Annotated in this window: 13 protein-coding genes; 11 read left to right on the forward strand and 2 right to left on the reverse strand. The window is 63.7% G+C overall.

The window, feature by feature from the left end:
* The first annotated feature begins 3 nt into the window (after positions 1 to 3).
* The 7 genes from rplA to QU595_RS06430 all read left to right on the forward strand — a co-directional run bounded on the left by rplA (position 4) and on the right by QU595_RS06430 (position 12,194).
* On the forward strand, positions 4 to 702 hold the full coding sequence (gene rplA / locus QU595_RS06400) for a 50S ribosomal protein L1 (protein ID WP_315919833.1): 699 nt from the start codon (positions 4 to 6) through the stop codon (positions 700 to 702).
* A 382-nt stretch (positions 703 to 1,084) separates the two neighbouring features.
* Complete coding sequence (gene rplJ / locus QU595_RS06405; protein ID WP_315919834.1) at positions 1,085 to 1,603, forward strand: 50S ribosomal protein L10; 519 nt, start codon at positions 1,085 to 1,087, stop codon at positions 1,601 to 1,603.
* A 57-nt stretch (positions 1,604 to 1,660) separates the two neighbouring features.
* Entirely contained in the window at positions 1,661 to 2,038 is a 378-nt protein-coding gene (gene rplL, locus QU595_RS06410) for a 50S ribosomal protein L7/L12 (RefSeq protein ID WP_315919835.1), read from the forward strand.
* A gap of 293 nt (positions 2,039 to 2,331) precedes the next feature.
* Positions 2,332 to 6,468 (forward strand): DNA-directed RNA polymerase subunit beta, encoded by a 4,137-nt coding sequence (rpoB, locus tag QU595_RS06415; RefSeq protein ID WP_315919836.1) that lies wholly within the window; start codon positions 2,332 to 2,334, stop codon positions 6,466 to 6,468.
* A gap of 14 nt (positions 6,469 to 6,482) precedes the next feature.
* On the forward strand, positions 6,483 to 6,641 hold the full coding sequence (locus QU595_RS06420; RefSeq protein WP_315919837.1) for a hypothetical protein: 159 nt from the start codon (positions 6,483 to 6,485) through the stop codon (positions 6,639 to 6,641).
* Positions 6,642 to 6,677: 36 nt separating this feature from the next.
* Positions 6,678 to 10,874, forward strand: coding sequence for a DNA-directed RNA polymerase subunit beta' (rpoC, locus tag QU595_RS06425; protein ID WP_315919838.1), 4,197 nt, complete (start codon positions 6,678 to 6,680; stop codon positions 10,872 to 10,874).
* Positions 10,875 to 11,063: 189 nt separating this feature from the next.
* Positions 11,064 to 12,194: a hypothetical protein gene (locus QU595_RS06430; protein ID WP_315919839.1), complete on the forward strand. Its 1,131-nt coding sequence runs from the start codon at positions 11,064 to 11,066 to the stop codon at positions 12,192 to 12,194.
* Between the two features lie 25 nt (positions 12,195 to 12,219).
* Here the strand turns inward: QU595_RS06430 and QU595_RS06435 are convergent, their stop codons facing one another.
* Together QU595_RS06435 and QU595_RS06440 are read right to left on the reverse strand one after the other, a co-directional pair.
* Complete coding sequence (locus QU595_RS06435; protein ID WP_315919840.1) at positions 12,220 to 13,152, reverse strand: Gfo/Idh/MocA family oxidoreductase; 933 nt, start codon at positions 13,150 to 13,152, stop codon at positions 12,220 to 12,222.
* Positions 13,153 to 13,198: 46 nt separating this feature from the next.
* Entirely contained in the window at positions 13,199 to 13,483 is a 285-nt protein-coding gene (locus tag QU595_RS06440; protein ID WP_315920743.1) for a transcriptional regulator, read from the reverse strand.
* 479 nt (positions 13,484 to 13,962) lie between these two features.
* On the opposite strand from QU595_RS06440, the gene rpsL reads away from it, so the two are divergent.
* From rpsL to tuf, 4 genes are all read left to right on the forward strand, one after another.
* Positions 13,963 to 14,334 (forward strand): 30S ribosomal protein S12, encoded by a 372-nt coding sequence (gene rpsL / locus QU595_RS06445; RefSeq protein WP_106775706.1) that lies wholly within the window; start codon positions 13,963 to 13,965, stop codon positions 14,332 to 14,334.
* A gap of 63 nt (positions 14,335 to 14,397) precedes the next feature.
* Entirely contained in the window at positions 14,398 to 14,868 is a 471-nt protein-coding gene (gene rpsG, locus QU595_RS06450; RefSeq protein ID WP_315919841.1) for a 30S ribosomal protein S7, read from the forward strand.
* Between the two features lie 30 nt (positions 14,869 to 14,898).
* Entirely contained in the window at positions 14,899 to 16,989 is a 2,091-nt protein-coding gene (gene fusA, locus QU595_RS06455) for an elongation factor G (protein WP_315919842.1), read from the forward strand.
* Between the two features lie 67 nt (positions 16,990 to 17,056).
* Entirely contained in the window at positions 17,057 to 18,232 is a 1,176-nt protein-coding gene (gene tuf, locus QU595_RS06460) for an elongation factor Tu (RefSeq protein WP_315919829.1), read from the forward strand.
* The last annotated feature ends 57 nt before the right edge of the window (positions 18,233 to 18,289 follow it).

Consider the following 18,289-nt stretch of genomic DNA (forward strand, 5'->3'; position numbering starts at 1 on the left):
ATCATGGCGAAGATTGCTAAGCGTGTTGCCAAGTCCCGCGAGGGCATCGATCCCAACAAGGCCTACGGTCTGTCCGAAGCGCTCCAGATGCTGAAGGACCGTTCCAAGGTGAAGTTCGACGAAACGGTCGAGATCTCCATGAATCTCGGCGTCGACCCGCGCCATGCCGACCAGATGGTCCGCGGCGTGGTGAACCTGCCGAACGGCACCGGCCGCACGGTCCGGGTGGCCGTGTTCGCCCGTGGCGACAAGGCCGACGAGGCCAAGGCCGCCGGCGCCGACATCGTTGGCGCGGAGGATCTGGTCGAGATCGTGCAGAAGGGTGAGATCAATTTCGACCGCTGCATCGCCACCCCTGACATGATGCCGCTGGTCGGCCGTCTGGGTAAAGTGCTCGGCCCGCGCGGCATGATGCCGAACCCCAAGGTCGGCACTGTGACCCCGGACGTGGCTGCCGCGGTCAAGGCTTCGAAGGGCGGCGCCGTCGAGTTCCGTGTCGAGAAGGCGGGCATCGTGCATGCCGGCGTCGGCAAGGTTTCCTTCGATGTCAAGGCGCTGGAAGAGAACGTCCGTGCCTTCGCCGATGCGGTCAACAAGGCCAAGCCGGCGGGCGCCAAGGGCAACTACGTCAAGAGGGTCGCCCTGTCCTCGACCATGGGCCCGGGCCTCAAGCTCGACGTCGCCACGCTGGCGGCGTCCTGATTTGATCTGTGCGGATCGGCCTGTAATCGGCTGATCCGATGAAGAATTCCGGTGCGCGGCTCTGCCGCGCTCCGGATGCCGGAAGCCGAAAGGCTTTTGGCAAATCCTGTCCGAGATTGCAGGCGGCCTAGTCCCGAAAGGGCGGACCTTAATCCGAACGGCCTGCATGAGACGGGTGACGACCCGACAAAGGAGCAACGCTCCGATGAAAGGTTCGAACCGTGTTTGCCTTTTGTCAGCGCATCCGCCGTTGCGGCGGCTGTGGCGAAAGGGGGCAGGATCCTCGAGCGTCGCCCGGGCGGTCCATTTGGAAGGCCCGTGCGGCAAAAGGCAACCGACGCCTGTTCCTGGAACGGGAGCAGGGGTCAACTGGAGATAGGCAGTGGACAGAGCGGAAAAACGCGAACTCGTCACGGGCCTGAACGACGCCTTCAAGGCGGCAGGTTCAGTGGTCGTGGCCCACTATGCCGGTATCACCGTCGCGCAGATGAACGATCTTCGTACGAAGATGCGTCAGGCCGGCGGCACCGTCAAAGTCGCGAAGAACCGCCTTGCCAAGATCGCTCTTCAGGGTACGGACTCCGAAGCCATCATCGATCTGTTCACGGGACAGACGCTGATCGCCTATTCGGAGGATCCGGTTGCGGCGCCCAAGGTCGCGTCCGATTTCGCCAAGGGGAATGACAAGCTCATCATTCTCGGCGGCGCGATGGGTGCCACCGCGCTCGACGCCGATGGCGTGAAGGCTCTTGCCTCGCTGCCGTCGCTCGACGAGCTGCGCGCCAGGCTGGTTGGCATGATTGCCACCCCGGCGACCCGGATCGCCCAGATCGTCAATGCGCCGGCCGGTCAGGTCGCTCGCGTCATTGGCGCTTATGCCCGGAAGGACGAGGCGGCGTGAGGCTGTTCCTCGACACTTATCAACAAACACGTTCGAACTGATTGAAGGAAAACAAAAATGGCTGATCTCGCGAAGATCGTTGACGACCTTTCCCAGCTGACCGTCCTCGAGGCGGCCGAGCTGTCGAAGATGCTGGAAGAGAAGTGGGGCGTTTCCGCCGCCGCTCCGGTGGCCGTTGCCGCTGCCGGTGGCGCTGCCGCCGCTGCCGCTCCGGTTGAAGAGAAGACCGAATTCGACGTCATCCTGGCTGCTGCCGGCGACAAGAAGATCGAGGTCATCAAGGAAGTGCGCGCCATCACCGGCCTCGGCCTCAAGGAAGCCAAGGACCTGGTCGAAGGCGCTCCGAAGCCGGTCAAGGAAGGCGCTGCCAAGGCCGACGCCGAGAAGATCAAGGCCCAGCTCGAGGCTGCTGGCGCCAAGGTCGAGCTGAAGTAAGCACGACGGGTTTCCGGCGGACGGGTTGCCGTCCGCCGGTCCCTGCGTGAAACGGGGATGGAAACCTCTTTCCTGAAGGCCGAAAGCGGCTTTCAGGAAACGGGTTTTCAGCCGTTTTAGCCGGGTGGCGGCGCAAAGCTGCCCGGCGGGCACGACGGAATGAGCCGCCGTCGTGCGATTTGAGACAGAGGCCGTTTTCGGACGGCCGGCAAGGCAGGACGGATCGCGGCGAGGTCCGTCTCGAGAAGGTGCCCCAAGAGGCAAAGCCCAAAAAGGGGCAAGAAGGAGCGACGATGGCCCAGACCCAGACTTTCAATGGCCGCAGACGCGTACGCAAGTTCTTCGGGAAGATCCCGGAAGTTGCGGAGATGCCAAACCTCATCGAGGTGCAGAAGGCATCCTATGACCAGTTCCTGATGGTGGACGAGCCCAAGGGCGGCCGTCCGGACGAGGGATTGCAGGCTGTTTTCAAGTCGGTCTTCCCGATTTCCGATTTTTCCGGTGCGTCCATGCTCGAATTCGTCAAGTACGAGTTCGAGGCGCCCAAGTTCGACGTTGACGAATGCCGTCAGCGCGACCTGACCTATGCCGCGCCGCTGAAGGTGACGCTGCGCCTCATCGTGTTCGATATCGACGAGGACACTGGCGCCAAGTCCATCAAGGACATCAAGGAGCAGGACGTCTACATGGGCGACATGCCGCTCATGACGTCGAACGGCACCTTCATCGTCAACGGCACCGAGCGCGTGATCGTTTCGCAGATGCACCGCTCGCCGGGCGTCTTCTTCGACCACGACAAGGGCAAGTCGCACTCGTCCGGCAAGCTGCTGTTCGCCGCGCGCGTCATTCCCTATCGCGGCTCCTGGCTGGACATCGAGTTCGATTCCAAGGACGTCGTCCACGCCCGTATCGACCGCCGCCGCAAGATTCCGGTGACATCGCTGCTGATGGCGCTCGGCATGGACGGCGAGGAGATCCTGTCGACCTTCTACGACAAGATCACCTACAAGCGCGCCGGCGACCATTGGCGCATCCCCTTCAACGTCGAGCGCTTCAAGGGCCTCAAGGCCGTCAACGACCTGGTCGACGCCGACACCGGCGAGATCGTGGTCGAGGCCGGCAAGAAGATCACCGCCCGCCAGGCGCGCCAGCTCGCCGAGAAGGGCCTCAAGGCCATCAAGGCGACCGACGAGGACCTGCTCGGCAACTATCTTGCCGAGGACATCGTCAACTACGCCACGGGCGAGATCTTCCTGGAGGCCGGCGACGAGATCGACGACAAGACGCTGAAGGTGCTGCTCGGCACCGGCGAGCAGGAAGTCGAGATCCTCGACATCGACCACGTCAACGTCGGCGCCTACATCCGCAACACGCTGGCCGTGGACAAGAACGAGTCCCGCCAGGACGCCCTGTTCGACATCTACCGCGTCATGCGCCCGGGCGAGCCGCCCACGCTGGAAACGGCGGAAGCCATGTTCAACTCGCTGTTCTTCGACAGCGAGCGCTATGACCTGTCGGCCGTCGGCCGCGTCAAGATGAACATGCGCCTGGAGCTGGACTGCCCGGACACCGTGCGCGTGCTGCGCAAGGAGGACATCCTTGCCGTGGTCAAGACGCTGGTCGAACTGCGTGACGGCAAGGGCGAGATCGACGACATCGACAATCTCGGCAACCGCCGCGTGCGTTCCGTCGGCGAACTGATGGAGAACCAGTACCGCGTCGGCCTGCTGCGCATGGAGCGCGCGATCAAGGAGCGCATGTCCTCGATCGAGATCGACACGGTCATGCCTCAGGACCTGATCAACGCCAAGCCGGCGGCTGCCGCCGTGCGCGAGTTCTTCGGTTCCTCGCAGCTCTCGCAGTTCATGGACCAGACCAACCCGCTGTCGGAGATCACCCACAAGCGCCGCCTGTCGGCGCTTGGACCCGGCGGCCTGACCCGCGAGCGCGCCGGCTTCGAGGTGCGCGACGTGCATCCGACGCATTACGGCCGCATCTGCCCGATCGAGACGCCGGAAGGCCCGAACATCGGCCTGATCAACTCGCTGGCCACTTTCGCGCGGGTCAACAAGTACGGCTTCATCGAGAGCCCGTACCGCAAGATCGTCGATGGTCGGCTGACCGACGAGGTCGTCTATCTGTCCGCCATGGAAGAGGCCAAGCACTACGTTGCACAGGCCAACGCCGAGCTCGACAAGGACGGCCGCTTCGTGGACGAATTCGTCATCTGCCGGAACGCCGGCGAGGTGATGATGGCGCCGCGCGAGAACGTCGACCTGATGGACGTGTCGCCGAAGCAGATGGTGTCGGTTGCCGCCGCGCTCATCCCGTTCCTGGAGAACGACGACGCCAACCGCGCCCTGATGGGCTCGAACATGCAGCGTCAGGCCGTGCCGCTGGTGCGCGCCGAGGCTCCGTTCGTCGGCACCGGCATGGAACCGATCGTCGCCCGTGACTCCGGCGCCGCCATCGGCGCCCGCCGCGGCGGTGTGGTCGACCAGGTGGACGCCACCCGTATCGTCATCCGCGCGACGGAAGATCTCGATCCGGGCAAGTCCGGCGTCGATATCTACCGGCTGATGAAGTTCCAGCGCTCGAACCAGAACACCTGCATCAACCAGCGTCCGCTGGTGAAGGTGGGCGACCGCATCGAGAAGGGCGACATCATCGCCGACGGTCCTTCGACCGATCTCGGCGATCTGGCGCTCGGCCGCAACGTGCTGGTCGCGTTCATGCCGTGGAACGGCTACAACTACGAGGACTCGATCCTGCTCTCCGAGCGCATCGTCGCCGACGACGTCTTCACCTCGATCCACATCGAGGAGTTCGAGGTCATGGCGCGCGACACCAAGCTCGGGCCAGAGGAGATCACGCGCGACATTCCGAACGTCTCGGAAGAGGCGCTGAAGAACCTCGACGAGGCCGGCATCGTCTATATCGGCGCGGAAGTGCAGCCGGGCGACATCCTGGTCGGCAAGATCACGCCGAAGGGCGAGAGCCCGATGACGCCGGAAGAGAAGCTTCTGCGCGCCATCTTCGGCGAGAAGGCCTCCGACGTGCGCGACACCTCCATGCGCATGCCGCCCGGGACCTTCGGCACGGTCGTGGAAGTGCGCGTCTTCAACCGCCACGGCGTGGAGAAGGACGAGCGCGCCATGGCCATCGAGCGCGAGGAGATCGAGCGTCTCGCCAAGGACCGCGACGACGAGCAGGCGATCTTGGACCGCAACGTCTACGCCCGCCTGTCCGACATGCTGGTCGGCAAGGATGCGATCGCCGGTCCGAAGGGCTTCAAGAAGGGCACCACGCTCGCCAAGGAGATCCTGGACGACTATCCGCGTTCGCAGTGGTGGCAGTTCGCCGTCGAGGACGAAAAGCTCCAGAGCGAGCTGGAAGCGCTGCGCGGCCAGTACGACGATTCCAAGAAGGCGCTTGAACAGCGCTTCATGGACAAGGTCGAGAAGGTGCAGCGCGGCGACGAGATGCCGCCCGGCGTCATGAAGATGGTCAAGGTCTTCGTGGCCGTGAAGCGCAAGATGCAGCCCGGCGACAAGATGGCCGGCCGCCACGGCAACAAGGGCGTGGTGTCGCGTATCGTTCCGGTCGAGGACATGCCGTTCCTCGAGGACGGCACGCATGCCGACATCGTGCTGAACCCGCTGGGCGTGCCGAGCCGCATGAACGTCGGCCAGATCCTGGAGACGCATCTGGGCTGGGCCTGCGCCGGCATGGGCCGCAAGATCGGGGAACTGGTCGAAGCGTACAAGGCGGGCGGCGACATCAAGCCGCTGCGCGAGACGATCGAGCAGGTCATTCCCGACAACGACCGCAACGAGCCGGTCCGCGACTATGACGACGAGTCCATCCTTCGCCTCGGCGAGCAGATGAAGCGCGGCGTCTCCATCGCGACCCCGGTGTTCGACGGCGCGCACGAGGCCAACATCAACGAGATGCTGGAGCAGGCGGGTCTTCACACGTCCGGCCAGTCCCAGCTCTACGACGGCCGCACCGGCGAGCCGTTCGACCGCAAGGTGACGATGGGCTACATCTACATGCTCAAGCTTCACCACCTCGTGGACGACAAGATCCACGCGCGTTCGATCGGCCCGTACTCGCTCGTCACCCAGCAGCCGCTGGGCGGCAAGGCGCAGTTCGGTGGCCAGCGCTTCGGCGAGATGGAGGTCTGGGCGCTGGAAGCCTACGGCGCCGCCTACACGCTGCAGGAGATGCTGACGGTGAAGTCGGACGACGTGGCCGGCCGCACCAAGGTCTACGAGGCGATCGTGCGCGGCGACGACACGTTCGAGGCGGGCATCCCCGAGAGCTTCAACGTTCTCGTCAAGGAGATGCGTTCGCTGGGCCTCAACGTCGAACTGGAGAATACCAAGATCGACGACGGTCAGCAGCGCCTGCCCGACGCGGCGGAGTGACACTGGGATGAGGGGTGGCCCTGTTCACCCCTCATTCGATCTCGCTTCGCTCGGCCACCTTCTCCCGCGAGGGGAGAAGGACGAGCGCCCTTCCTTCTTCCCTTGCGGAAGAAGGCGTCGAGCCGAAGGGCGAGACGGATGAGGGTGAGAAGGGCCGGCAACTGAAATTCTAATGGGCTTCGGCGGCGAAGCCCGAAAAGGAGAATGGCATGAACCAAGAGGTCATGAATCTCTTCAACCCGCAGGCGCCTGCGCAGGTGTTCGATTCTATCCGCATCTCGCTCGCCAGCCCGGAAAAGATCCTGTCCTGGTCGTTCGGCGAGATCAAGAAGCCGGAGACCATCAATTACCGCACGTTCAAGCCCGAGCGTGACGGCCTGTTCTGCGCGCGCATCTTCGGTCCGATCAAGGACTACGAGTGCCTGTGCGGCAAGTACAAGCGCATGAAGTACAAGGGCGTCATCTGCGAGAAGTGCGGCGTCGAGGTCACGCTCTCGCGCGTGCGCCGCGAGCGCATGGGCCACATCGAGCTGGCCGCTCCCGTCGCCCACATCTGGTTCCTGAAGTCGCTGCCGAGCCGCATCGGCACGCTGCTCGACATGACGCTCAAGGACATCGAGCGCGTTCTCTATTTCGAGAACTACATCGTCACCGAGCCGGGCCTCACTGACCTGAAGCTGCACCAGCTTCTGTCGGAAGAGGAATACATGATGGCCGTCGACCAGTATGGCGAGGACAGCTTCACCGCCATGATCGGCGCGGAGGCCATCCACGACCTTCTGGCTTCGATGGATCTGGAGAAGATCGCCGGCGAACTGCGCACGGAACTGGCTTCCACCACGTCCGAGCTGAAGCAGAAGAAGTACCTCAAGCGCCTCAAGGTGGTCGAGAACTTCATGGAATCCGGCAACCGTCCGGAATGGATGATCATGAAGGTCGTTCCGGTCATCCCGCCGGACCTGCGTCCGCTGGTGCCGCTGGACGGCGGCCGTTTCGCGACGTCGGATCTCAACGATCTCTACCGCCGCGTCATCAACCGTAACAACCGCCTGAAGCGCCTGATCGAGCTTCGCGCGCCGGGCATCATCGTGCGCAATGAAAAGCGCATGCTGCAGGAAGCCGTGGACGCGCTGTTCGACAACGGCCGCCGCGGCCGCGTCATCACCGGCGCCAACAAGCGTCCGCTGAAGTCGCTGTCCGACATGCTCAAGGGCAAGCAGGGCCGCTTCCGCCAGAACCTGCTCGGCAAACGCGTCGACTATTCGGGCCGTTCGGTCATCGTGACCGGTCCGGAGCTCAAGCTGCATCAGTGCGGCCTGCCGAAGAAGATGGCGCTGGAGCTGTTCAAGCCCTTCATCTACGCCCGCCTCGACGCCAAGGGCTATTCGTCCACCGTCAAGCAGGCGAAGAAGCTGGTCGAGAAGGAGCGTCCGGAGGTCTGGGACATCCTGGACGAGGTGATCCGCGAGCACCCGGTTCTTCTGAACCGCGCGCCGACGCTGCACCGCCTCGGCATCCAGGCGTTCGAGCCCACCCTGATCGAAGGCAAGGCGATCCAGCTTCATCCGCTGGTCTGCACGGCCTTCAACGCCGACTTCGACGGCGACCAGATGGCGGTCCACGTGCCGCTGTCGCTGGAAGCGCAGCTCGAAGCCCGCGTCCTGATGATGTCGACCAACAACATCCTGCATCCGGCCTCCGGCGCACCGATCATCGTGCCGTCGCAGGACATGGTGCTGGGTCTGTACTACCTGTCGATCGTCAACCAGAACGAGCCGGGCGAGGGCATGGCCTTCGCCGACATGGGCGAACTCCAGCATGCGCTGGAGACCAGGGCCGTCACCCTGCACGCCAAGATCAAGGGCCGCTACAAGGGCGTCGATGCGGAAGGCAAGGAAGTGTCGAAGATCTACGACACGACTCCCGGCCGCATGATCATCGGCGAGTTGCTGCCGAAGAACGTCAATGTGCCGTTCGACATCGCCAACCAGGAGATGACCAAGAAGAACATCTCCAAGATGATCGACACCGTCTACCGCCACTGCGGCCAGAAGGAGACGGTCATCTTCTGCGACCGCATCATGGCGCTCGGCTTCGCCCATGCCTGCCGTGCCGGCATTTCGTTCGGCAAGGACGACATGCTCATTCCCGACACCAAGGCCAAGCTGGTCGAGGAGACGGAAGCGCTCGCGAAGGAATATGAGCAGCAGTACAATGACGGCCTGATCACCCAGGGCGAGAAGTACAACAAGGTGGTCGACGCCTGGGCCAAGTGCTCGGAGAAGGTCGCCGACGAGATGATGGGCCGCATCAAGGCGGTCGAGTTCGACGACACCGGCCGCCAGAAGCCGATGAACTCGATCTACATGATGTCGCACTCCGGTGCGCGCGGCTCGCCGACCCAGATGCGCCAGCTCGCTGGCATGCGCGGCCTGATGGCCAAGCCGTCGGGCGAGATCATCGAGACGCCGATCATCTCGAACTTCAAGGAAGGCCTGACCGTGCTCGAGTACTTCAACTCGACCCACGGCGCCCGCAAGGGTCTGGCCGACACCGCCTTGAAGACGGCGAACTCGGGCTACCTGACGCGTCGTCTGGTCGACGTGGCGCAGGACTGCATCGTCACCACCATCGACTGCGGCACCGACAAGGGCCTGACCATGCAGCCGATCGTGGACGCGGGACAGATCGTGGCTTCGCTCGGCCAGCGTATCCTCGGCCGCACCGCGCTGGACGACATCAATCACCCGGTTTCGGGCGATCTGATCGTCAAGGCCGGCAAGCTGATGGACGAACGCGATGTCGAGCAGATCGAGAAGGCCGGCATCCAGACGGTCCGCATCCGTTCGGCGCTGACCTGCGAGGTCCGCACCGGCGTCTGCGCCGTCTGCTACGGTCGCGACCTTGCCCGCGGAACGCCGGTCAATATCGGCGAGGCGGTCGGCGTCATCGCGGCCCAGTCGATCGGCGAGCCGGGCACGCAGCTTACCATGCGTACCTTCCACATGGGCGGTACGGCGCAGGTGGTGGACTCGTCCTTCCTCGAGGCTTCGTATGAAGGCACCGTGCAGGTCCGCAACCGCAACGTGGTTCGCAACTCCGACGGTCACCTCGTGGTGATGGGCCGCAACATGGCGATCCTGATCCTCGACGAGGCCGGCAAGGAGCGCGCCACGCACCGCGTCACCTACGGCAGCCGCATCTATGTCGATGACGGCGACAAGGTGAAGCGTGGCCAGCGCATCGCCGAGTGGGATCCCTACACCCGTCCGATCCTCACCGAAATCGAGGGCCGGGTGGAGTTCGAGGACCTGGTCGACGGCATCTCCGTGCAGGAAACGGCCGACGAGTCGACCGGCATCACCAAGCGCGAGGTCATCGACTGGCGTTCGACGCCGCGCGGTTCGGACCTCAAGCCGGCGATCGTCGTCCAGGACTCGAAGGGCAAGGTCGGCAAGCTGTCGAAGGGCGGCGACGCCCGCTTCCTGCTCTCGGTCGAGGCCATCCTGTCGGTCGAGCCGGGCGCGCATGTGAAGCCGGGCGACGTGCTGGCGCGTATCCCGATGGAAAGCGCCAAGACCAAGGACATTACCGGCGGTCTGCCGCGCGTTGCCGAACTGTTCGAGGCTCGCCGTCCGAAGGATCACGCCATCATCGCCGAGATCGATGGCACGGTCCGCTTCGGCCGCGACTACAAGAACAAGCGCCGCATCATCATCGAGCCGCACGACTCGACGCTGGAGCCGGTGGAGTACCTGATCCCGAAGGGCAAGCCGTTCCATCTCCAGGACGGCGACGTCATCGAGAAGGGCGACTACATCCTCGACGGCAACCCGGCGCCGCACGACATCCTGGCGATCAAGGGCGTGGAGGCTCTGGCTTCCTACCTCGTCAACGAAATCCAGGAGGTCTACCGTCTGCAGGGCGTGTCGATCAACGACAAGCACATCGAGGTGATCGTTCGTCAGATGCTGCAGAAGGTGGAGATCACCGAGCAGGGCGACTCGACCTACATCCCGGGCGACCATGTCGACGTGATCGAGCTCGACGAGATCAACGACCGCCTGATCGAGGAAGGCAAGAAGCCTGCGGCCGGCCAGCCGGTGCTGCTCGGCATCACCAAGGCCTCGCTGCAGACGCCGTCCTTCATCTCGGCCGCCTCCTTCCAGGAGACGACCCGCGTGCTGACCGAAGCTGCCGTTGCCGGCAAGACCGACATGCTGCAGGGCCTGAAGGAAAACGTCATCGTCGGCCGCCTTATCCCGGCCGGCACCGGCGGCCAGATGAGCCAGATCCGTCGCATTGCCACGCATCGCGACGAACTGATCCTGGACGAGCGCCGCAAGGCGTCCGGCGCGGAAACGGCCGAGCCGATGCTGACCGACATGGTGACCGCCGCGCAGTAAGCGCGCCGGCCACAAGCAGGCCAGCGAGACAGGGACCGCCGGAGCAATCCGGCGGTCTTTTTTCTTGCGAGCTTCCCTGCCGAAGCCGCCCTCCAGACGCAGATCGATCAAACTGCCGGCTTGCCCGGTGGCAAAAAAAGATCGAGGTGTTATGTTTCTTTTCGGATGTACGGCATTGGGGGCTTTGACGTGCAGAACCCGAGGTCCGACCACAGGTTTTTGACCGCCGCAGCGGCGGAAGTCAGGGAAGTGATCGGTCGCGCCATATTCGATGCCGGAGCATGGGACGATTTCGTTCAGGTCCTTGCCGGCATATTTCCCGGCACCTGCGTGGCGTTCCAGCGGGTCGACCTGCGCCGGAACGTCGTGTGCTACGACCGCATGGCCAACATCGACCCCGGCGTCGAGGCCAGCTATCGGCAATATTACTATGGCGTGAATCCCTGGATGCAGCCGATGCGCGCGGCGTTTTCCGGCACCATTCTCGTGAGCGAGAGGGACTATCCGGCGCGCAGCTTCGAGCACACGGAATTCTACAATGACTGGCTAAGGCCGGAACTCGCGGCAGCGACGGGGCTGATCCTGGAATCGCAGGCGGAAAGCCTCGCCGTCGTCGGCGTGCACTATTCGGTCGAACGTTCCAAAAGCTACGACGAGCCGTTGTCGGAGCTGCTGCACCGGATCAGGGCGCCGCTGCTCCGGTCGATGGAAACCACGCGGCTGATCGATCAGACCATCGATCGGGAAAGGTCGGCCGCCGCGCTCGTGGCGTGCACCGGCGATATCGCCTGCGTCGTGGATGAAAATCAGATTGTGATCGAGGCCAACGCGGCGGCCGAGCGGGAATTTCAAAGCCAGGAAATCGTTGCCATGCGCTCGGGCAAGCTGTCCGTCACGGCGCATGAGGTCAACGGCTGGCTTGGAAACACGCTTCGCCTTCTGGCGCAGGATCTGGAACCGGGCGCGACGACGCGGATATTCTCCGCCGACAGCACCTATCAGCTCGTCGTGAACTGCCTTCCCAGGGGGGCAGGGGGCGTTTCGCCGTTTTCACGACGGCAGCTTTTCCTTGCCATCTTGCGAAACCTGTCCGGGCAGGCGGAGAATGATCGCATGGCCAGCCTCGCCGCCGCCTATGGACTGACTCCCGCCGAACGGCGCCTATGTGAGGTGCTGTCGCTCGGCTATACGCCGAAGGAAGCTGCCGAGATGTTCGGCATCGCTCCCGATACCGCCCGACAGCGGCTGAAGGCCATCTTCAACAAGACCGACACGCACAGGCAAAGCGAACTCGTGCGGCTTTTCAGCCGCCTGCTGTAGGCCGGCGGCGACGACAGTTTTCTCCTCAATCGTGGAATGCTTCCACGACATTGCGCCTGCCCAGCATGAAGGCGTCGGCCACGTGCTGGAGCGGCGCGAGATCGACGTCCGACCGTCCCGAACGGACCAGGTCGGCAAAAAGCCGGTAGAGTTCGGGATATTCCGCCTCTTTCTCTTCGGCCACCACCTTGCCATCGACGGCAAGTCGCGCACCGCCGCCAGAGAGCAGCATCGCGCCCTTGTCGGTCTCGGCCGTGATATCCCAGCTTTGCGGGCCGGTCTGGCGCCAGTCCAGTTCCATGGGCACGTCCATGCCGTCGGCGGTGCGGAACAGCACATGCGCGGCGATGGGGGCATCGCGATTCTCGGGAAAATCCAGTTCGGCCGAGGCGATGTGCATGGGCGGCAGGATATGCGTGGCGATCGACAATGCATTGATGCCGGGATCGAAGACGCCGAATCCGCCCGGCGTCCATATCCATTCCTGGTTCGGATGCCAGCGGCGCACGTCTTCCTTCCAGCTGATGGCCGCGGATCTGATGCGGCTGGACGCCAGGAAGCTGCGCGCCGCCTCCACCGCCGGGGCGTAGCGGGAATGCCAGCTTGCGAAGAGCGAAACGCCTTCGCGGCGCGCCAGCGTCTTCAGGTGCTCCACTTCGCTGACGGTCGCCCCGGGCGGCTTCTCCAGAAAGACATGCTTGCGCGCTTCCAGGGCAAGCCGCGCCGCGTCGTAGCGGAATTGCGGCGGCATGCACAGCGAAACGGCCTCGATCTCCGGCACCGCCTCGAGCATCGCCTCGATGGAGGGAAAATTCGGGATGTCGTCCACCTTGCCGTGGCGGCTGGCCGCCGCCACCAGCCTGTAGTTGGAACTGGCCGCCAGTGCAGGCAAATGCTGGTCGCGGACAATCTTGCCCACGCCGACGATTCCGATCCTGATGGGTTGTGCCGAGGTCATGCCGCATTCCTTGTTTGTGGTGCGCTCGCTATTTTCGCTCGGCTTGTCAGTCGGGCTCATCGAAGGTCACGATCGAGACCTCGCCTTCCAGCGCGCCTTGCCATGCGGAAAGATGCGGTTCCTCGTCGGGCGCGCCCTGCATCTCACCGATCTGGTCGAGCTCGGCCTCGGCATAGCCTTCCGCCGCGAGTGATTCCAATGCGCGCCGCACCGCCGAATCGTCGTCGGGCGCCACCAGCATCACATGCACCCCTTCGGCTTTTCCGCCCTTGCGCCGCCAGACTCGGCCGGTGATGATGATGACGGGCCGCTCGCCCTCATTGTCGTTCATAGCTTCGTTCACGGCTTGATTCCTTCGGCCGGGAGGGTCATATCTGCCAAACCCGTCTTTTGGCACGAAGAGGGGCGTCGCGACAGTCGAAAGCGGGACAGTTTGTTCCACGCAGGCATGGCGCCGCGAAACAATCTTGCATGCGCCGCATGCATGGCTGCCATCTCCCGGCCGGACCTTAATATTTGGCTCGGCGGGGTTGACGATTTGGGGCGTTGCGAGTAGAAGCCGCGACGTCTGAGCCGATGTGAGGCTGGCTTTTCCGATGCGACGAGCGTTGGAGTTTGCCTCAAACAGGGTTCGTTTTACGAGCGAAAAGACATTTCCGGATTGCATGAAGCGGCTTCCGCTTCCTCTGCCAGTTGTTCGGGCAAGACCGCAAGGATGCGGTTCGGGGCCCGAATTTGCGTATGGAAATGGCGCTTGCAAGCCGCCCGTGACCGGGCTCGAGACACGAGATTGAGAGACAAGAGGGTTTAATGCCTACCGTCAACCAGCTGATCCGCAAGCCGCGCCAGGCGCCGGCGACGCGCAACAAGGTCCCGGCCATGCAGCAGAATCCGCAGAAGCGGGGCGTCTGCACGCGCGTCTACACGACGACGCCGAAGAAGCCGAACTCCGCGCTGCGCAAGGTTGCGAAGATCCGCCTCACCAACGGCTTCGAGGTGATCGGCTACATTCCGGGCGAGGGCCACAACCTGCAGGAGCACTCCGTGGTCATGATCCGCGGCGGCCGCGTGAAGGACCTTCCGGGTGTGCGCTATCACATCATCCGCGGCGTGCTCGACACCCAGGGTGTGAAGAACCGCAAGCAGCGTCGCTCGAAATACGGCGCCAAGCGTCCGAAGTAAGGGTTTATCCGGCTTCGGCGCTTTTTGTTCATGCGCCGTGCCGAGGCAAGAGAGACAAGAGCCATGTCCCGTCGTCACAGTGCAGATAAGCGTGAGATCAACCCGGATCCGAAGTTCGGCGATCTGGTGGTCACGAAGTTCATGAACGCCGTCATGTATGACGGCAAGAAGTCGGTGGCCGAGACCATCGTCTATGGCGCGCTCGACCAGGTGCAGGCCAAGACGAAGCAGGAGCCGGTCGCCGTCTTCCATCAGGCGCTCGACAACGTCGCGCCGCATGTGGAAGTGCGTTCGCGTCGCGTCGGCGGCGCCACCTACCAGGTTCCGGTCGACGTGCGTCCCGAGCGCCGTCAGGCTCTGGCCATTCGCTGGCTGATCACCGCCGCCCGCAACCGCAACGAGACCACCATGGTCGACCGCCTCTCCGGCGAGCTGATGGACGCGGCCAACAACCGCGGCACCGCCGTGAAGAAGCGTGAAGACACCCACAAGATGGCGGAAGCCAACCGCGCCTTCGCGCATTACCGCTGGTAAGCGCGAAAGAAGACAGAAGAGGCACCTCCGATGGCCCGCGAATACAAGATCGAAGACTACCGCAATTTCGGCATCATGGCGCATATCGACGCCGGCAAGACGACGACGACCGAGCGCATCCTGTACTACACGGGCAAGTCGCACAAGATCGGCGAAGTCCATGACGGCGCTGCCACCATGGACTGGATGGAGCAGGAGCAGGAACGCGGCATCACCATCACCTCGGCTGCCACCACGACCTTCTGGAAGGGTCGCGACGGCAAGCAGCGCCGCTTCAACATCATCGACACCCCCGGCCACGTCGACTTCACCATCGAGGTCGAGCGTTCGCTGCGCGTGCTCGACGGCGCCATCGCGCTGCTCGATTCCAACGCCGGCGTCGAGCCGCAGACCGAGACCGTCTGGCGCCAGGCCGAGAAGTACCATGTCCCGCGCATGATCTTCTGCAACAAGATGGACAAGACCGGCGCGGATTTCTACCGCTGCCTGGACATGATCAAGTCGCGCCTCGGCGCCGTGGCCGTTGCCGTGCAGCTGCCGATCGGCGCTGAGAACGACTTCAAGGGCGTCATCGACCTCATCGAGATGAAGGCCCTGATCTGGCACAACGAGGAACTGGGCGCCGCCTGGGACGTGGTCGAGATTCCGGCCGACCTTCAGGCGAAGGCCGAGGAATACCGCGAGAAGATGATCGAAGCCGTCGTCGAGATGGATGACGACGCGATGAACGACTATCTCGAGGGCAACCTGCCGGACAACGACACCATCCGCAAGCTGATCCGCAAGGGCACGATCGGGGTCAAGTTCCATCCCGTGTTCTGCGGCACCGCCTTCAAGAACAAGGGCGTGCAGCCTCTGCTCGACGCCGTCGTGGACTACCTGCCGTCGCCGCTCGACGTTCCGGCGATCAAGGGCATCGACGCCAAGACCGAGCAGGAAATCGAGCGGCACGCGGACGACAACGAGCCGCTGTCCATGCTCGCGTTCAAGATCATGAACGACCCGTTCGTCGGCTCGCTCACCTTCGCCCGCATCTATTCGGGCAAGCTTGCCAAGGGTTCGTCTCTGGACAACACCGTGAAGGGCAAGAAGGAGCGCATCGGCCGCATGCTGCAGATGCACGCCAACTCGCGCCAGGACATCGAGGAGGCCTATGCCGGCGACATCGTCGCCTTGGCCGGCCTCAAGGAGACGACCACCGGCGATACGCTGTGCGACCCGCTGCATCCGGTCATCCTGGAGCGCATGGAGTTCCCCGAGCCGGTCATCCAGATCGCGATCGAGCCGAAGACCAAGGGCGACCAGGAGAAGATGGGCCTCGCGCTTCATCGCCTGGCGGCCGAGGATCCGTCGTTCCGCGTCAAGACCGACGAGGAATCGGGCCAGACCATCATCGCCGGCATGGGCGAGCTTCATCTCGACATCATCGTCGACCGCATGAAGCGCGAGTTCAAGGTCGAGGCGAATGTCGGCGCTCCGCAGGTCGCGTATCGCGAGACGATCACCCGCACCCACGAGCAGGACTACACGCACAAGAAGCAGACTGGCGGCACGGGCCAGTTCGCCCGCGTCAAGATCGTGTTCGAGCCGAACCCCGAGGGCGAGGACTACGTGTTCGAGTCCAAGATCGTCGGCGGCGCGGTGCCGAAGGAGTACATCCCCGGCGTGGAGAAGGGCATCGGCAGCGTCATGTCGTCGGGTCCGTTCGCCGGCTTCCCGATGATCGGCGTCAAGGCGACCCTCATCGACGGCGCTTTCCACGACGTCGACTCCTCGGTGCTGGCCTTCGAAATCGCCTCGCGCGCGGCCTTCCGTGAAGCTGCCGCCAAGCTTGGCGTGCAGCTGCTCGAGCCGGTCATGAAGGTCGAGGTGGTGACGCCCGAGGATTACGTCGGCAACGTCATCGGCGACCTCAACAGCCGCCGCGGCCAGATCCAGGGTCAGGAGACCCGCGGCATCGCCGTCGTCGTCAACGCGATGGTGCCGCTGGCCAACATGTTCAAATACGTGGACAGCCTGCGCTCGATGTCACAGGGCCGCGCCCAGTACACGATGCAATTCGACCATTACGAGCCGGTTCCGACCGCGGTCGCTCAGGAAGTCCAGAAGAAATACGCTTAAATCCCTTAGGGTTGCGACAGTAACTAGGTTCAATGCCCTGGCGGGCTAGCAGGAATGGAGACCTCACATGGCAAAAGGTAAATTCGAGCGCACGAAGCCTCATGTGAACATTGGCACGATTGGTCACGTTGACCATGGCAAGACGTCCTTGACGGCAGCGATCACGAAGTACTTCGGCGAGTTCAAGGCGTATGACCAGATTGACGCCGCGCCTGAGGAGAAGGCGCGCGGCATCACGATCTCGACGGCGCATGTGGAATACGAGACGCCGAACCGTCACTACGCGCATGTCGACTGCCCCGGCCACGCCGACTATGTGAAGAACATGATCACGGGTGCGGCGCAGATGGACGGCGCGATCCTGGTGGTTTCGGCCGCCGACGGCCCGATGCCGCAGACGCGCGAGCACATTCTGCTTGCCCGCCAGGTCGGCGTTCCGGCGATCGTGGTGTTCCTGAACAAGTGCGACCAGGTTGACGATCCGGAGCTTCTGGAGCTGGTCGAGCTCGAGGTTCGCGAGCTTCTGTCGAAGTACGAGTTCCCGGGCGACGACATTCCGATCGTGAAGGGTTCGGCGCTGGCGGCGCTTGAGGATTCCAACAAGGATCTGGGCGAGAACGCGGTTCGCAAGCTGATGGAAGAGGTCGACGCCTACATTCCGACGCCGGAGCGTCCGATCGACAAGCCGTTCCTGATGCCGATCGAGGACGTGTTCTCGATCTCGGGCCGCGGCACGGTGGTGACGGGCCGCGTCGAGCGCGGAGTGGTCAAGGTCGGCGAGGAACTCGAGATCGTCGGCATCCGCCCGACGGCCAAGACCACCTGCACGGGCGTTGAGATGTTCCGCAAGCTTCTGGACCAGGGCCAGGCGGGCGACAACATCGGCGCGCTGCTGCGCGGCGTCGACCGCGACGGCGTCGAGCGCGGCCAGGTCTTGGCCAAGCCGGGCACGGTGAAGCCGCACAAGAAGTTCAAGGCCGAGGCCTACATCCTGACCAAGGAGGAGGGTGGCCGTCACACGCCGTTCTTCACCAACTATCGTCCGCAGTTCTATTTCCGCACGACGGACGTGACCGGCATCGTGACGCTGCCGGCGGGCACGGAGATGGTGATGCCGGGCGACAACGTGACGGTGGACGTCGAGCTGATCGTGCCGATCGCCATGGAGGAGCGCCTGCGCTTCGCCATCCGCGAAGGCGGCCGCACCGTCGGCGCCGGTATCGTCGCCGCGATCGTCGAGTAAGAAGAAGAACAAGAGATCTGTCGCGGGCGGGCCAACGCCCGCGCCGCGCCAGAACAA

The sequence above is a fragment of the Mesorhizobium sp. SP-1A genome (assembly GCF_032460275.1).
Classification (GTDB): domain Bacteria; phylum Pseudomonadota; class Alphaproteobacteria; order Rhizobiales; family Rhizobiaceae; genus Mesorhizobium.

What these genes read in the sequence shown, in the direction of transcription:
- rplA (WP_315919833.1), top strand. Translation starts at nt 4, where the DNA reads ATGGCGAAGATTGCTAAGCGTGTTGCCAAGTCCCGCGAGGGCATCGAT.
- rplL (WP_315919835.1), top strand. Translation starts at nt 1,661, where the DNA reads ATGGCTGATCTCGCGAAGATCGTTGACGACCTTTCCCAGCTGACCGTC.
- rpoB (WP_315919836.1), top strand. Translation starts at nt 2,332, where the DNA reads ATGGCCCAGACCCAGACTTTCAATGGCCGCAGACGCGTACGCAAGTTC.
- rpoC (WP_315919838.1), top strand. Translation starts at nt 6,678, where the DNA reads ATGAACCAAGAGGTCATGAATCTCTTCAACCCGCAGGCGCCTGCGCAG.
- QU595_RS06435 (WP_315919840.1), bottom strand. Translation starts at nt 13,152, where the DNA reads ATGACCTCGGCACAACCCATCAGGATCGGAATCGTCGGCGTGGGCAAG.
- QU595_RS06440 (WP_315920743.1), bottom strand. Translation starts at nt 13,483, where the DNA reads ATGAACGACAATGAGGGCGAGCGGCCCGTCATCATCATCACCGGCCGA.
- rpsL (WP_106775706.1), top strand. Translation starts at nt 13,963, where the DNA reads ATGCCTACCGTCAACCAGCTGATCCGCAAGCCGCGCCAGGCGCCGGCG.
- rpsG (WP_315919841.1), top strand. Translation starts at nt 14,398, where the DNA reads ATGTCCCGTCGTCACAGTGCAGATAAGCGTGAGATCAACCCGGATCCG.
- fusA (WP_315919842.1), top strand. Translation starts at nt 14,899, where the DNA reads ATGGCCCGCGAATACAAGATCGAAGACTACCGCAATTTCGGCATCATG.
- tuf (WP_315919829.1), top strand. Translation starts at nt 17,057, where the DNA reads ATGGCAAAAGGTAAATTCGAGCGCACGAAGCCTCATGTGAACATTGGC.